General features: G+C 70.8%; 14 protein-coding genes and 1 tRNA gene. 5 read left to right on the forward strand and 10 right to left on the reverse strand.

The genetic code is table 11. The features are described 5' to 3' along the window. Positions 1 to 45 precede the first annotated feature (45 nt). The gene (locus ACIRON_RS07210; RefSeq protein ID WP_402990868.1) at positions 46 to 1,119 is read right to left on the reverse strand and encodes an NAD(P)H-dependent flavin oxidoreductase; all 1,074 of its coding nucleotides are present in this window, start codon (positions 1,117 to 1,119) and stop codon (positions 46 to 48) included. A 63-nt stretch (positions 1,120 to 1,182) separates the two neighbouring features. On the opposite strand from ACIRON_RS07210, the gene ACIRON_RS07215 reads away from it, so the two are divergent. Beyond that, positions 1,183 to 1,764 (forward strand): dihydrofolate reductase family protein, encoded by a 582-nt coding sequence (locus ACIRON_RS07215; protein ID WP_402990871.1) that lies wholly within the window; start codon positions 1,183 to 1,185, stop codon positions 1,762 to 1,764. On the opposite strand, the gene ACIRON_RS07220 is transcribed toward ACIRON_RS07215, so the two are convergent. The 5 genes from ACIRON_RS07220 to ACIRON_RS07240 form a co-directional block, all read right to left on the reverse strand. Continuing rightward, positions 1,746 to 2,210, reverse strand: coding sequence for a group II truncated hemoglobin (locus tag ACIRON_RS07220; RefSeq protein ID WP_091050446.1), 465 nt, complete (start codon positions 2,208 to 2,210; stop codon positions 1,746 to 1,748). The genes ACIRON_RS07215 and ACIRON_RS07220 overlap by 19 nt on opposite strands. 65 nt (positions 2,211 to 2,275) lie before the next feature. Then, positions 2,276 to 3,601 (reverse strand): hypothetical protein, encoded by a 1,326-nt coding sequence (locus ACIRON_RS07225; protein ID WP_402990874.1) that lies wholly within the window; start codon positions 3,599 to 3,601, stop codon positions 2,276 to 2,278. Between the two features lie 78 nt (positions 3,602 to 3,679). Beyond that, on the reverse strand, positions 3,680 to 4,096 hold the full coding sequence (locus tag ACIRON_RS07230) for a limonene-1,2-epoxide hydrolase family protein (protein ID WP_402990877.1): 417 nt from the start codon (positions 4,094 to 4,096) through the stop codon (positions 3,680 to 3,682). 19 nt (positions 4,097 to 4,115) lie between these two features. Continuing rightward, positions 4,116 to 4,868: an FkbM family methyltransferase gene (locus ACIRON_RS07235; RefSeq protein WP_402990880.1), complete on the reverse strand. Its 753-nt coding sequence runs from the start codon at positions 4,866 to 4,868 to the stop codon at positions 4,116 to 4,118. A gap of 128 nt (positions 4,869 to 4,996) precedes the next feature. Next, positions 4,997 to 5,755, reverse strand: coding sequence for a DsbA family protein (locus ACIRON_RS07240; protein ID WP_402990883.1), 759 nt, complete (start codon positions 5,753 to 5,755; stop codon positions 4,997 to 4,999). A 105-nt stretch (positions 5,756 to 5,860) separates the two neighbouring features. Here ACIRON_RS07240 and orn point away from each other — a divergent pair, with 105 nt between their 5' ends. Together orn and ACIRON_RS07250 are read left to right on the forward strand one after the other, a co-directional pair. After that, entirely contained in the window at positions 5,861 to 6,517 is a 657-nt protein-coding gene (gene orn, locus ACIRON_RS07245) for an oligoribonuclease (RefSeq protein ID WP_402991196.1), read from the forward strand. Positions 6,518 to 6,565: 48 nt separating this feature from the next. After that, positions 6,566 to 6,641 (forward strand) — tRNA-His (locus ACIRON_RS07250). Positions 6,642 to 6,688: 47 nt separating this feature from the next. Here ACIRON_RS07250 and ACIRON_RS07255 read toward each other — a convergent pair. Together ACIRON_RS07255 and ACIRON_RS07260 are read right to left on the reverse strand one after the other, a co-directional pair. Then, positions 6,689 to 7,594: a virginiamycin B lyase gene (locus ACIRON_RS07255; protein WP_402990886.1), complete on the reverse strand. Its 906-nt coding sequence runs from the start codon at positions 7,592 to 7,594 to the stop codon at positions 6,689 to 6,691. A gap of 21 nt (positions 7,595 to 7,615) precedes the next feature. Next, positions 7,616 to 9,343: a lipase family protein gene (locus tag ACIRON_RS07260; RefSeq protein ID WP_402990889.1), complete on the reverse strand. Its 1,728-nt coding sequence runs from the start codon at positions 9,341 to 9,343 to the stop codon at positions 7,616 to 7,618. Positions 9,344 to 9,412: 69 nt separating this feature from the next. Between ACIRON_RS07260 and ACIRON_RS07265 the strand changes: the two genes are divergently transcribed. Then, positions 9,413 to 10,288, forward strand: coding sequence for a GNAT family N-acetyltransferase (locus ACIRON_RS07265; protein ID WP_402990892.1), 876 nt, complete (start codon positions 9,413 to 9,415; stop codon positions 10,286 to 10,288). On the opposite strand, the gene ACIRON_RS07270 is transcribed toward ACIRON_RS07265, so the two are convergent. Continuing rightward, positions 10,285 to 11,127, reverse strand: a complete 843-nt coding sequence (locus tag ACIRON_RS07270; protein ID WP_402990895.1) for a ribokinase — start codon at positions 11,125 to 11,127, stop codon at positions 10,285 to 10,287. The two genes, ACIRON_RS07265 and ACIRON_RS07270, sit on opposite strands and share 4 nt — an antisense overlap. Beyond that, positions 11,127 to 13,484, reverse strand: a complete 2,358-nt coding sequence (locus ACIRON_RS07275) for a phosphoribosyltransferase domain-containing protein (protein ID WP_402990897.1) — start codon at positions 13,482 to 13,484, stop codon at positions 11,127 to 11,129. The genes ACIRON_RS07270 and ACIRON_RS07275 overlap by 1 nt, the downstream gene beginning before the upstream one ends. Positions 13,485 to 13,642: 158 nt before the next feature. Here ACIRON_RS07275 and ACIRON_RS07280 point away from each other — a divergent pair, with 158 nt between their 5' ends. After that, positions 13,643 to 15,124: a cellulase family glycosylhydrolase gene (locus ACIRON_RS07280; RefSeq protein ID WP_402990900.1), complete on the forward strand. Its 1,482-nt coding sequence runs from the start codon at positions 13,643 to 13,645 to the stop codon at positions 15,122 to 15,124. The last annotated feature ends 32 nt before the right edge of the window (positions 15,125 to 15,156 follow it).

The following is a 15,156-nucleotide window of genomic DNA, read 5'->3' on the forward strand; positions in this document are numbered from 1 at the left end:
ACCGCTCCACTTTCCCGCCATGGCGGGAAAATGCCCCCGCCCAGGTCACCCGCCCGGCGGCAACAGCGCCTGAGCGTCGCTCCACATCCGGGTGACGACGTCGGCAGCCGGCTCGGCGACGGCGCGACCCGCGGCCTGGCCGGCCCAGTGGTTGGCTCGGTCCAGAGGCACCGCGGCGGCGGGATCCGGGGTCCCCTTGCGCCAGCGGCCGACCAGGGCGCGCTGGTGCGGATAGGGCGCCGGCGACGGCGCGCCCGGCGCCTCCCAGGAGCGCACGTAACCCGTCGGGGCCGCGCGGCCGAGGCGGCCGGAGTAGGCCCGGGTGGCGACCGTGTCCTCTGGCGAGAGGCCGTCGAGCGAGGCCGCCCAGGCCTCGGCGATCCCGGTCTCCGGCGACCGCAGCAGCGCGCTGCCGACCTGGACTGCACTCGCACCGAGGGTCAGCGCAGCGGCGGCCGCACGCCCGTCGGCGATCGCGCCGGTGGCAATGACCGGCACGTCGACCCCGTCGACGATGTGCGGCAGCAGCGCGAACAGTCCCACGGCCGTACGCTCCGCCGTCTCCGGCTCGAAGACACCTCGGTGCCCGCCGGCCTCGAGACCCTGCGCGACGATGGCGTCGGCGCCGGCCTCCTGCGCGGCCAGCGCCTCGGCCAGGGTCGTGGCGCACGCGAACCAGGCGATCCCGGCCTCGTGCAGGCGCTCGACGTACTCCGGCAAGAAGAGCCCCATGATCGAGGAGACGACCCGCGGCCGGGCGGCGAGCATCGCCTCGCACTGCTCCTCGAACGACGGAGCGGGCGGCTGCTCGGGGCCCGGCGTACCGAACCTGCCCAGGAAATCCTCTGCGGCCGAGATCCCGGCCGGGTCGTCGTCGAGAGGGTCGGGGATCCAGATGTTCAGCTGGAACGGCCCGGCCGACAGCGACCGGAACTCCGCCGCCCACTCCGCGATCCGCGCCGGCGAGTCGAGCACCACCCCCGACGCGCCCATGCCGCCCGCGTCGGCGACCGCGGCCCCCAGTGCGGGCGGGCAGGCACCCGCCATCGGCGCCTGAAGGATCGGCATCGTGAGGCCGTACGCCTCGCAGAACTCCTGAGCACGTCGTCGGGCCGTCATGCATTCACGGTAGCGCCCGGAAACTCCTGGCGCCGCTCGCCCCGGCGCGGCAGGATCGGGCGCATGCGCACCCTCATCTACTCAGCGTTCGTGTCCATCGACGGCGTCGTCGACTCCCCCGGCGGCGGCTCCGCCTCCGAGCAGCACCGCAGCGGCGGCTGGACCTTCCAGGACATCGAGTTCCTGCCGGAGGCGTACGCGATCAAGGGCAGCGAGATGGAGGAGGCCGGCGCGATGATGTTCGGCCGGCGCAGCTATGAGGCGTTCGCGCCGATCTGGCCCGACATCGAGGACTTCACGGTGGTGAAGGAGATCCCGAAGTACGTCGTCTCGACCTCCCTCGGCGACGACGCCCTCGTCGAGGGCTGGGGCCCGCAGACCGTGCTCAGGTCGCTCGACGAGGTCGCCGAGCTCAAGCAGGGCGATGGCGGCCCGATCCTGATCGCCGGCAGCGCCGAGCTCGCCCGCAACCTCTCCGACGCCGGCCTGATCGACCGCTACCACCTGCTCGTCTTCCCTGTCGTCCTCGGCGCCGGGAAGTCGATGTGGAGCGAGACCGACAAGGACAAGCAGCGGCTCACCCTGGTCGAGTCGGAGGCCTACGGCAACGGCATCCTCAAGCTCGTCTACGACGTCGTCCGCTGACTCTCGTCGATCAGCCCGTCCCGACCCCACCGCGGCGTCGGACCGGGGTCGCCGAGGTCGGTGCCAGGCGGGTCCTGGGAGACGTCCTTGGCGATCGCCGTGCCCCAGGCGAAGTAGGCCATCAGCGTCTCGTGCAGCTCGGGACGGTCGGCCAGCACCTCCTCGATCGCGGCCTGCATGAGCTCGAGCCAGCGCTGCCGGTGCTCCTCGCGGATCCCGAGCCCGAGGTGGACCCTCAACAGTTCCTGATGGCCGCCGAGGGTGGCGGTGAAGTCAGCCGGCCCACCGAAGATCTCTCCCAGCCAGATCGCCACCCGCTCGACGTGCGTGAGCGTGAAGCTCGCGAACACCGGCGCCAGGAGCTCGTCGGCCAGCACTCGTTCGTAGAACGCATCACTCAGCCGGCGCAGCGCGGGCGCGCCACCGAGGTCGTCGTACAAGGTCATGGTTCACGATGGCGCGCGATCCCGCGACGTGCAACGAAATACCGGAGCGCGGCCGCGAGGACGTCCTACGGGCAGCGGGCGTAGAGACGACGCGACCCGGTTCCGTACGCCGCGGGATCGGTGAACGCGCAGCCGTAGTCAGGTGCGGCGACGGCTGCCCGGTCGAGGACGTCGTCGCCGGCCGGACGGTCGCCGTGCTCGACCCAGTCGACGAGATCGCCCCAGGCGGCCGAGGCCTCGGCGGGGCTGAACTCGCAGTGCCCGGCCGAGCGGATCGCGCGCTGCACGACCAGGCCGCCGCGGTGGTGGCGCTTCACCTCGCGCAGATAGACCTGCTCCATCGAGAACGGCACGAACATGTCGCCGAGGTTGTGCAGGCTCACCACCGGGGCGGTGGGACGGCCGGAGATCCGCGACGGCGCGTTGAGCCGGTGGCTGTAGCGGCCGGCCCGGTCGACGGGGTCGACCCGCTCGATCTCGGCGTCGAGGTCGACCGGCGAGCTCGGCGTGTAGACGGTGCCCCGGTTGGTCGCGACCCGGCCGATGTTGAAGCCCAGCGTGCCACCGTCGTCCACCGACGGCAGCGTGAAGAGGAAGTCCTTCCACTGCCCGAAGGCCGCTTCTGCGCCCGGCCGCGGTCCACCGCTGTGCTCGATGGTCATCGCCCGCAGCTGCTCGCCCTCCGGGGTCAGTGTGCCGCCGAGCCCGAGGCGCTCCTTGATCACCGGGACGTCGACGCTCTGATAGCTCGCGTCGTAGGGGTAGGCGTCGTACCCGGCGAGCGCCTGCGCGCCGAGGTTGTAGTCGACGAAGAAGTCGAACAGCTCCACATCGCCCAGCTGCCCGCACATCGGCAGCGCCCCGTCGTAGAAGCCCGGATACTGCTCCAGCGAGCGCCCGATCACGTGCCCGCCCATCGACACCCCGGTCACGTAGGTGCGGGTCGCCCGGCGCGGCAGCAGCTTCGAGGCGTACGTCGCCAGGTCACGTGTCGAGCGCACCCCGGCGCCCACGTCGTAGCCGTTGGTCGAGTAGCTCGACGCCGCCCAGGCGTAGCCCTGCTCGAGGAACGTACGCCGCAGCCCGAACCCCGGCGTCTCGGGTGTCAGCGTGTAGCTCAGCCCGCGGTAGCCGTGGGCCCACATCACCAGCTCGCCGTTCCAGTTCGCCGGCACCTCCAGGACGTACGCCGCGTGCTCGTGCACTCCCTGACGCACGGTGGTCTCCCTGCCACCAACGGCGATCGGCGCCACCGGCGGGTTGCTGATCGTGTAGCCGGGCAGCGGCTGGTCACCGGGTGGTTCGCGGTCGGCGAGCGCCGGGCCGGTCGAGGCGACCAGAGCGGAGGCGGTCAGGAGCAGGGCGAGGACAGCGGCTGACGCACGGGGCATGTCTCTGAGGGTAGGGCTGGTTGTGACTGGCGTCACACGAACAGTGCACGAGGTGTCTTGGGCACCGTGCACAAGGGATCAGCGGCCGACGGCCTTCCGGATCGCGCCGAACGCCGCCCGGCCGACGCCCTTGATGCCCGCGGCGATGAAGGTGGTCCAGTCGAAGTAGTCGCGCCAGAGCTCGATCTTGCCGTCGCGCACCTCGAAGGTGCCGCACACCCAGAACTCGGCGGAGACCGAGCCGCGGCTGAGCACGTCGATGCGCTCGGTGAGCACCACCGGGCCGTTGGCCGCGATGTTGATCATCCGGACCTCGAAGCCGGTGGTGTACTGCCCCATGACCCGCAGCTGGCGCCCGACCTCGGAGAGGCCGCGCGCCGGCGGAAGCGGGACGTTCTGATAGGTGACGTCGTCGGCGCACAGCGCCAGGGCAGCGTCGACCTCACCGGTCTCGAGCGCGGCCAGGAACTGCTCGACGATCTGGATCTCGGTCATACCGCCACGTTATCGCCGATCAGCGGACGAGAGTGGGACTCAGGACCAGGCAATCCTGGCGGTGCAGGGTCGGGTCCTGGAGAAGCTCCTCGACGGCGACCCGTTCGCCCGGCACCCGCCGCAGCGAGATGGTCTCCTTCTCCTTCACGAACACGTCGCGGGTCCGGGCCAGCTCGGCGAGGTAGCCGCGGTCCATGTGCTCGATCTCGAGCATCAGCGCCCAGTGCTCCGTGTCCGCCAGGGACCTGGCCGCGCCGTCGACCACCTCGCGCTCGAAGCCCTCCACGTCCACCTTCACGCAGAACGGACGCCCGGAGCCGCCGAGCACCTCGTCGAGCGTGGTGACCTCGACCTCGCGCAGCTGCCAGCGCGCCGAGCCGTCATGGCGCTCGTCGAACAGCGACGACGTCCCCGACCAGGTTCGGTCGACCGCGAACCGGGCGGCGCCGGGCTCGCCGGCGACCGCCTGCGCACGCAGGTCGATCGTGATCCCGCGGGTCTCCAGCGTCTTGCGCAGCACCTTGTGGAGCGAGGTGTTCGGCTCGAACCCGATCAGCTCCACCCCCTCGGGGATGTCCACCCCGACGAGCATCTCGCCGTAGTTCACGCCGACGTCGATCACGGTCCGCCACTCGTGCAGGCCGAGCGCCAACCGCCACAGCTCGAGCGAGCCACGGATGATCCGCCCTTTGTTGGCGATCAGGCCAAGAGCCCGCGGATCGGTCGGCTTCACATAGATCCGATGCCCGTCCTCGGTCGTCGCGTACGCCATCTCGAGCACCTTCGCCTAGGGGTCGTCGGCCCAGTCGCCTTTGGCTGTCGCCGAACCCTAGAGCGCCTACGGAAACGCCAGCCGAACCGTGGGCCAACGCGGATCAGGCCGCGCAGCTCGAGGCAGGCTCAGGAGATCTGCTCGACCAGGTTGGCGGCGATGTCGTCGAAGGAGTTGCCGTCCTGGAACTGCTCGCCGTCGAGCAGGATGATCGGAGTGCCACTCACCCCGTCGTCGGCGGCCGCCTTGGTGGCGGCGTCGGCCCAGGCCTTGCCGTCGAGGCTCTCGATGCGGTCCTTGACCGCGGACTCCTCGGCGCCCGCCTCGACGGCGAGGTCGACGAGGTCTGCGGCCTCAGGGAACGGGCCGGACTCGCTGGGCTGGTTCTCGAAGAGCAGGTCGTGGAACTTCTTGGCGACCTCGGAACCGGCCTCCTCCTGGACGACCGCGAAGGCCGAGGTGGCGAGCTCGGAGTACGGACCAAACCGGTCGAGGAGCACGAACGGGCGGTAGTCGACCTGGACCTTGCCGTCAGCGGCGAGCTCGGCGAGGTCCTCACGGGACGCGTTCTCGAACTCACCGCAGTAGGGGCACAGGAAGTCCTCGTAGATGACGACCTTGTGGGGCGCGTCGTCGGGACCGATCACCAGACCGTGCTCGCTGCTGCCGGCCTCGGGCGCGGCGATCTCGCCGTCCGTGGAGCGGTTCAGGCTGAACAGGACCAGACCGCCGACGATCACCGCGATGGCGGCGACGACCGCCGCGACGGTGAGGATCGACTTGCGGGCCTGCTTCTTGCGCAGTGCCTCCAGCTCCGCGGCGGCCTTGGCAGCGCGGGCCTCACGCTTCTCCTTGCGCGAGGGGCTGCTGGCTGAATCCGTGCTCATGGAGCCAACATAGATGCCTCTCCTGAGCGCAGGCTGAGTCCACGCCATGGGAACCGTTATCACATCGTCGCCTATCCCCCCGTAAAGCCGTTGACCAGCGGCGTTATGGTGCTCTGCGTGGCTTCACTGAACGAACGTCTGGTCTGGATCGACTGCGAGATGACCGGGTTGTCCCTCGAGCACGACGCGCTGATCGAGGTGGCGGCCCTCGTCACCGACTTCGATCTCAACGTGCTCGGCGACGGGGTCGACATCATCATCAAGCCCCCTGCCGAGGCGCTGGAGCAGATGGATGACTTCGTACGCGACATGCACACCAAGTCCGGGCTGCTGGTCGAGCTCGAGAACGGTGTGCCGATGCGGGAGGCGGAGGAGCAGGTCCTGGCGTACGTCTGGGAGCACTGTGGCAAGGACTCCCGGCCCCCACTGGGCGGCAACACGGTGGCCACCGACCGCAACTTCCTGGCCCGGGACATGCCCGAGCTGGAGGGGTTCCTGCACTACCGCAACGTCGACGTCTCCTCGATCAAGGAGCTCTCGCGCCGCTGGTTCCCGCGCACCTACTTCTCGGCTCCCCCCAAGCGTGGCAACCACCGCGCCCTGGCCGACATCCAGGAGTCGATCGAGGAGCTTCGCTACTACCGCGAGGCGGTCTTCGTGCCGATGCCCGGCCCCGACTCCGACACGGCCAAGGAGATCGCCGCCCGGCACGGTGCCTCGATCACCGGTCTCGGCGACGCCGATTCCACGGATCAGGCCTGACTCCTCTATGCTTTCTGCTGGCTCGAACATGCGCTGTTCGAGCCGATGGTGGGCGTAGCTCAGCTGGTAGAGCATCGCGTTGTGGTCGCGAGGGTCGCGGGTTCAAGCCCCGTCGCTCACCCCATCAGGGCGAGGTTCGGACTTCGATCGAGGTCCGAACCTCGCCCTTTCTCATGCGCTCGGTTCGTTGCCGGCGGGGGTGATCTGCGCCAGCGTGCCGTGCTCGAGGGCCACCCAGAGTGCGCCGTCGGGGCCGAAGGCGAGTCCATGCGGCTCAGCGTCGGGGGTGGGCAGGCCCACGGGCTCGCCGAGCGTGCCGGCCGTGGTGATCGTGCCGATCCGGTTGGCGCCCCACTCGGAGAACCACAGGGCTCCGTCGGGGCCGGCCGTGATCGCGTGCGGGCGCGCACCACGATCGGCCAGGGGGTACTCGGCGATCTCTCCGTCGACCGTGATCCGGCCGATCTGGCCGGCCGCGATCTCCACGAACCAGAGGGCGCCGTCGGGCCCGAGCGTGATGCCGACCGGCGCCGCGTCGGGCGTGGGGACCTCGTGCACGGTGACCTCGCCGCGCAGGTCGATCCGGCCGATCGCGTTGGCCTGGTTCATCGTGAACCACATCGCCTCGTCCGGACCGGCCACGATCGCGGACGGGAACGCCCCTGCGAGCGGGAGCGGGAACTCGGTCACCGTCCCGTCGACGGTGATGCGCCCGATGCAGTCGGCCGTGGTCTCGGTGAACCACAGCGCCCCGTCCGGACCGGCGGCGATCCCGTACGGCCCGCACTCGCGCAGCGCATGCTCGGTCACCGCTCCGTCGACCGAGATCCGGCCGATCGCGTTCGCGCGGTACTCGGTGAACCACAGCGCGCCGTCCGGCCCGGGCGCGATGATCGTCGGACCGGAGTCGGCCGCCAGCGAGAAGGTGGCCGGTCGCTCCCCCGGGACGAGTCGGCCGATCTCGCCGCTGGCCTCCAGCGTGAACCACAGCGCGCCGTCGGGACCGGCGGTGATGGCGTACGGGCCACGGCCCGGCACGGGGTGCTCGGTGATGCGGCTCGTCTGTTCGGATGTCATGGATGCCTTTCTCTCTCAGGGTCAGTCGGCGCATGCGCTCGCCGGGGCTCCGGCGAGGCGGTCGGCGGTCCAGGCGATGGACTCCAGGATCGCGGGCGACTCGGCTTCGACGAGGTCGAGATGCCCGAGCCCGTCGTAGCCGCGGAAGTCGACGGGTGCTCCCGCCGCGCAGAGGTCCCGCGCATAGGCGGACTGCATGTCGAAGCCGATGAGCTCGTCGGCGGCGCCCTGACCGAGGAGCACGGGGGTCTCGCGAGCGGCAGGTGGGATGTTATGCACCAAGCGCTCGCCGAGCGGGCCGGCCGTCGGATCCGACGACAGGATGTTCGGGTCCTTGGACAGCGCCAGCACGGCGAGGACGGAGGCGAGCATGTCGGGGCTGGCGAGGCAGCGCCGCGACATCTCGCGCACCGTCACGTCGGCGCCGGGACGGATGTAGCGGGCGTAGGAAACGTCGGGGTAGATCCCGGAGTAGGCCGCGATCACGAACGATGCGAAGACGCTGCCGCCCAGCACATCGGGAAGGCGGTCGACCAGCCCGATGAGATCGCTCGCCGGCGCGAGCGCGACGGCGCCGGCGAGAGGCACGTCCGGTGCGTACTCCTCGGCGATCGCCGCCGTCCAGAGCGTTGCGCCTCCGCCCTGCGAGTGTCCCCAGGCGACGGTCTGCTCGCCGAGGGTGACGTCGTCGAGCTGACGGGCGGCACGTACGGCATCGAGCTCGGCGCGGGCACTGTCCTCGCCGATCAGGTACGGGTGCGGGCCCTCGGTCCCGAGTCCGATGTAGTCGGTGGCGACGAGCGCCCAGCTGCGCTCGAGGATCTGGTCGAGCGCGAACAACGCGCCCGACTCGAAGGGCTCCTCGGCGAGGGACGGGGCACAGCGACGGTCGAACCCGGTGGTGCCGTGGTGCCAGGCGACGACGGGATGCCGCTCCCCCGCGTCAGGAACGACCACGATCCCGCTCGCCAGTGCCTCGCTCCCGTCGCCGTGGGTGGTCGTGTAGAGGATGCGCCACCCGGTCGCCCCCTCGGGCACGCGGCGGGTGAACGGCTCGGCGCGGATCAGCTGCCCGGGCTCTCCGGGTACGGTGCGCGGCGCGGCGTAGAAGTCGTCGACGACCGGAGTGCCACCGCGCAACCCGATGCTGACGACCACCGCCCCCGCGGCGAGCGCCACGACGCACGCGGCGCCGATCGTCCGTCTCCAGCGGCGAAGGACGGTGTCTCGACGCGGGCGCCTCTCGAGGGTGCGCCGGCCCCGGAAGGTCAGCCACAGCGCGCCGACACCGCTCAGGGTCAGCGCGCTCCCGAACACGACCGCGACCACGAGCAGCGTGATGTCGGGCCAGAGGATCGCCAGGACGCCGAAGGCGACGCCGGCCGCACCCAGCAGGACCTCGGCGATCCGTCGGTCACGCGGGCGCTCACGACCCCTGACGATGGAGGTCACCCCGATCGCGCCGCGCACGATCAGCGCCACCCCGACGATGACCGCAAGCACACGCACGGTGAGCCCGGGGAGCACGAGCACGGTCACGCCGGTCAGCACGAGGACGGCGGCGAGCAGCACCTGGGTCCGGCGTCCTCGTACGAACGGCAGCATCAGTTCGAGCAGCCCGGCGAGCACGAGCCCGGCACCGATCAGCAGCGCGAGCACGCCGAGTGCGGTGGTGGGGTGCGCGACCAGGACAAGACCCACGACGATGGCCGCGACCGCGAGCGCGACGACGACAGGCTTCTGGGGCACGGCCCCAACCTACTTTCTCGGATGCCTCAGCCCTTGGATTCCCGGAGATACCTGACTAAAGTCAGATATATGACAGTGGACACCTCGGTGATGCGCAAGTTCAACATGAGCTACGTCCGTCGCGTGGGAGCCCTCGAGGACTCCTTCCTCGGCAGCGGACTCCCCTACGGCACCGCCCGCATCCTCTACGAGATCGGGCTCGGCGCGGGCACCGTTCAGGAACTGAGGATCCGCCTCGGCGGCCTCGACTCCGGCTACGTCAGCCGGATGCTCCGGACCCTGGAGACCAAGGGGTACGTCACGGTGAAACCCGATCCTGCCGACGGCCGGCGTCGCCTGGTGGAGCTCACCGAGGACGGCCTCAAGCAGTGGGACGACCTCGAGCGCCGCTCCGAGGAGCGCGCCCATCAGCTGCTCGACCCGCTGACGCCGCGGCAGCGCGACCGTCTCAACGAGGCACTGGCGACGGCCGACCTGCTGGTGCGGGCCGCGTCGATCACCATCGAGCAGGTCGACCCGCGCGACCCGATGGCGCAGGAGGCGATGGGCCACTACTTCGCCGAGATCGGCGACCGCTTCGGCTTCACCGTCGGCGACGAGGGCTTCGGCGACGACCCCTCGCTGCGGGCGCCCCACGGCACCTTCTTCGTGGCCGCCAGCGACGGCGCCCCGGTCGCCTCCGGCGCGGTCCGCGAATTCGAGGGCACCGGCGAGATCAAGCGCATGTGGGTCGATCCCGCCTGGCGCGGCGCGGGTCTCGGCTCACGCCTGCTGCGCCACCTCGAGGCCGAGGCGCTGCGGCTGGGCCACCGGGTCGTACGCCTCGACACCCGCGACGTCCTCAGCGAGGCGATCGGGATGTACGAACGGGCGGGCTATGAGCGCATCGACCGCTACAACGACAACCCCCACGCCACCCACTTCTTCCGCAAGCAGCTGGGCTAGAGGTAGGTCTCCAACCGGTCCAGCGGCGGCTGGGCGCTGGGGTGCGCGACCGCGGCGGCACCGACCGCGCACGCCGTACGCAGCGCCTGCTCGTCGGGGGTGCCGGCCTGGATCGCGAGGGTGAGCGCCGCGGAGAACGCGTCGCCGGCGCCGACGGTGTTGACCACGTCCGGCGCCGGCGCGGCGGGCACGCGAGCCGTCTCGGCACCCTCGGCGAACATGGCCGCGCCCGAGGCGCCGTAGGTCACCGCGACCCTCTTTGCGGCGCGCAGCTCGGGCATCGCGGCGTACTCGGTCTCGTTGACGATGAACAGGTCCACCCGCTCGACGAGATCCGTCGGGAGGGACTGTGCCGGAGCCGCGTTGAGCGCGACGAAGCCCGGCGTCCGCGCGGCGACGGCGCGGACCACCTCCAGGGACAGCTCGAGCTGCATCAGCACGGCCTCGTCCGCCCCGACCGAGATCCCGTCGGCGCCGACCGACGCGTTGGCGCCGGCGCACACCACGATCTGGTTCTCCCCCGCCGCGTCGACGGCGATCAGCGCCGTGCCGGTCGGCGAGTCGGTGATGCGGACGCCTGCGGCGTCGACGCCGGCGGCCCGGATCGTCTCGACCGCCCAGGCACCGTCGGCATCGGAGCCGACCGCGCCGATCATCCTCACCCGCGCCCCCAGTCGGCTCGCCGCGACGGCCTGGTTGGCACCCTTCCCGCCGACGTCTCGACGCAGCCGGCCGCCTCCCACGGTCTCCCCGGCGCCGGGCAGCCGCTCGACGAGCGCAGTCAGGTCGACGTTGATGCTCCCGACGACGACCAGGTCCTGGGGCGATGGCACCGGCATCAGGGACGTACGAGGCCGATGCAGGAGTAGGTCAGGCCGGAGATCCGTTCCACCGGCACCTCGCGCGCCTCGGCGAGCTTCTTGACCTGGCCGAGGTCGGCGTCGCGGGCCGGGTCGACCAGGATCTTGACCGGGTCGCCGTGCAGCAGCAGCCGGACGGTCTGGTCGACACCGGCATGGACCAGGCTGACGTCGCCGTCCGCGAACTTCTCCGCGACCTCCTCGACCGCGTCCCAGCCCGCCCAGGTGGGCGTGTGGTCGCCACCGAGGTGGGCACCGAGGTCGAGCATCACCTTGGTCCGCACGATCGGGAAGCGGGCCGCGACGGTGTCGATGAACTTCTTGGACACGTCGGCCGGAGCGAGGTCGGCGTGGAACACCGCACCGTGGAAGTCGTTGGGGCCGACCCGGTCGTCGTCGATGACGGGACGCGAGACGAGGCCGGAGACGGTCGAGCCGAGGGATGCCGACGGGATGAGGTAGTCCTCGCGGGTGCCGTAGACCGCCACGCTCCGGCCCGGGTCTGCGAGGACCGCGAGCTCCGGGGAGAACGGCGAGGCCAGATGGGCATCGAGCGTCGAGTTGGCCTTCTCGACCGAGGCCGCCAGTTCCCGGGCGATCGCACCCGTGCCGGTCCAGCCGTCCACGAACATCACCCGGGCGGGGTCGTGGTGCGCGGCGAGGTAGGCGAGCGCGGTCTGGTCGATGCCGCGCCCACGGACCATCGAGATGGCGTAGTGGGGCAGGTCGAGCCCGTGCACGCGCTGCGCCCAGCGCCGCATCAGGACCCCTATCGGGATGCCGGCACGCACCAGGGAGACCAGCACGGCGTCCTGCCCGCGCCGGGCCAGCACCTGCTCGGTGACCAGGCCGATGGCGTACGCGACCCGCTGGGCCGATGCGGTCAGGGCCTCGTCGAAGAGCTCGCGGTGTGCCTCCACCTGCTCCTCGGCCACCTCGGCCGTGTCCGCGGACAGGTCCTTGAGCAGCCAGGCGACGTCGTCGCGGTCGTAGGAGCCGAAGGCCGGCCCGTGGAGCGGAGCCGGCAGCTGCCGAGCAGGCTGGTCGTGGCGCGGCTCCGGGGCGTACGCCGGGATGGTCACGACCACGACCCTCGGCGCGAGCCGGGCGAGCTGGTCGACCAGGCCGCCCTCCTCGTGCAGCGCGGGGGTGTCGGCCGGCTCGTCGACCACCAGCACGATCGTCTCGAAGGCACCCTCGTGCAGGTTGTAGGCGAAGCGCGGCCCGTCGCCGTCGGCCGGGTCGTCGTGGGACGGGAAGGTGATCGCGGTGCGGATCGCGTAGCCCGGGTCGTCGACGTCGAGCACCGGCGACCGGGTGGTCGTCGAGTAGGTGATCTCGTGGCGGCGGCCCTCGGCCGCGCGCCGGTCCGCCAGTGCGGAGGCGATCCGCAGCGGTGCGTACATCAGCTCCTCGGTGCCGAGGACGTGCACCGGGCCGTCGGGGATGCGGCCGGCGACGGCCGCGGCGGTCACCGTGACGGCCGACTCGTAGGAGCCGGAGGCGCTGGTCGTGAAGCCGTGACGGCCACCCTCCGGGACGGCGCGTGGCCAGGTCGCGACGACCTGGACGACCTCGCCGCGCGGACGCCGGCTCGTCTCGACGCCGGCCAGCTGACGGAGGCTCTCGACGTTGTCGATGAGCCGGTTGCCGCTCTCGGCGAGATCCTCGGGCAGCTCGATCTCGCCGCTCGCGAGGGAGACCACGTCCAAACTCGCGCGCAGCCGCTTGACCGAGCGCTCCATCCGGCCGCGGTCGTCCTCCGAGCGTAGGTCGACGAGCGCGGCCACGACGTAGTGCTTGTGCGGGAACTTCTTGTGCAGCGCCCGGATGGTGCTGACGACGGTCTTGCCGGTGATGACCTCGTCGTCGACCAGCACCAGGGTGTCGGCGCGGGCGAGGAAGGCAGGGTCGGCCGGCAGCAGCCGGTGGGCGGCCGCGTGCGAGTGCTCCTCGAAGAAGTCGGCGACGGACTCGATGCCGTCGACGACTCGGCGGGTGGAGTGCAGGTAGGGCGCCCCGAGGGCGTCGGCGACGAGATGACCGAGCGCGGTCGCGGTCTCCGCGTAGCCGAGGACCACCGCGTCACCGGTGACCGCGGCGCGTGCCTTGGCCCCCAGGCGCAGCCCGGCGTCGGTCACCAGACGCGGGTCGGTCGGGATGTGCTTGCCGAGGACGGAGGAGACGAGGAGCTGCGCCCGGCGGGGGTTGCGTCGAACCGCCAGTCCGACCAGATCGGTGAGCATCATCCCGCTCGGAGCGTCGGTCGTCCGCAATCGCACACCCAGACGTTCGGCCACCCAGGTGCCTGACCAGCCGCTCGCTTCGTCTCTCACAGGTGACATTCTCCCCCAATGCTCCTCGTCTGACTCAACCGCAGAGAGGCCACCCCTGTCCACTGCGGGTCTCTTCTGAACAGCCCCTACGCCCGTCCTGCCGTCCAGAATGAGAACATGTTCTTGTCGGATGTGATGGAGAGCACTAGGTTCCGCACATGTCACGTCGCTCGGGAAGCTTCGCCATCGTTGCCGCCGCGGCGGCTGTGCTCGCCTTCGGAACCTCGCTGCTGAGCCCCGTCGGTCCGGCCGCCGCCGACCCTTCTGCCGACCCGGCGGAGACGCCACGGCTGTCTCGCGAGGGGCGCTGGCTAGTCGACCAGCACGGCCGGATCGTGCTGGTGCACGGGCAGAACCTGGTCTGGAAGCACGCCCCGTACGTCCCGTCCGACTCCGCAAGCGGGTTCACCGCCGAGGATGCCGAGTGGCTGGCCGAGTACGGGTTCAACGGCGCCCGGATCGGCACCCTGTGGGCCGGGGTCACCCCGGAGGCCCCCGGAGAGGTCGACGAGGACTACCTCGACGACTGGCAGCGGGTCATCGACCTGCTCGCCGACCAGGGCATCTGGATGCAGTTCGACTTCCACCAGGACATGTGGCACGAGACCTACGGCGGCGAGGGCGTGCCCAACTGGGCCGCCAAGCGGCCGGCGCCCTACAACCTGCACCCGCCGATCAAGCTGTCCTTCCCGGCGACGTACATCACACCCGAGCTGGCCACCGTCTACGACAACTTCTGGGCCAACAAGTCCGGCGTCCAGGACGGCTGGGCCGCCGCCTGGGGCGCCGTCGCAGAACGTTGGGCCGACCAGCCCTACACGATGGGGTACGACCTCATCAACGAGCCGTGGGCCGGCAAGGAGTGGCTCTCCTGCCCGATCACCGGGTGCGCGAGCTCGTACGCGAACGAGTTCCAGCCGGCGTACGAGAAGGCGACCGCCGAGATCCGGAGGTCCGACCCGAACGGCATAGTCTGGTACGAGGCGCAGCTGCTCGCCAGCCAGGTGCCCAACTCGAGCTTCGGTCCGGCCGACGACGACCAGGTCGGCTTCTCCTGGCACAGCTACTGCCCCCTCGGTTTCCTCGACTCCCAGGGCATCCCGCTCGGCGTGGACGGCTGCAAGAGCTATGACGACGATCACCACGAGGCGGCGCTCGAGCAGGCCAGGACGATGGGCGCGACCAACCTGATGTCGGAGTTCGGCGCCACCGACAACACCGACCTGCTGGCCATCGACACGGCCTCCGCGGACGACCACTTCGCCTCCTGGATGCACTGGGCCTACAAGCACTGGGACGACCCGACCACCGCCGACGGCCGACAGGGCATGTTCGAGGACGACGGCGACCTGTCCACGGTCAAGGAGGAGAAGCTGCGTACGCTCGTACGGACCTATCCGCAGGCAACGGCCGGCACCCCCGTGGACCTCTCCTTCGACCCGGAGACCGGTGCGTTCAGCTACACCTACGAGCCTTCCGCGGGGATCGAGGAGCCGACCGAGATCTACGTCAGCCCGCTCCACTATCCCGACGGTCCGGACATCACGGTCGAGGGCGGCCGGGTCGCCGGCGAGGCCGAGCACCACCGGATCCTGGTCGAGCCGACCGGAACCGGGCCGGTGACCGTCACGATTGACTAGGCTGGTCGCGTCCACGTCGGTCCAGCCATCGG

Origin of the sequence: Nocardioides sp. NPDC101246, from assembly GCF_044767415.1 — a bacterium.
Taxonomy (GTDB): domain Bacteria; phylum Actinomycetota; class Actinomycetes; order Propionibacteriales; family Nocardioidaceae; genus Nocardioides.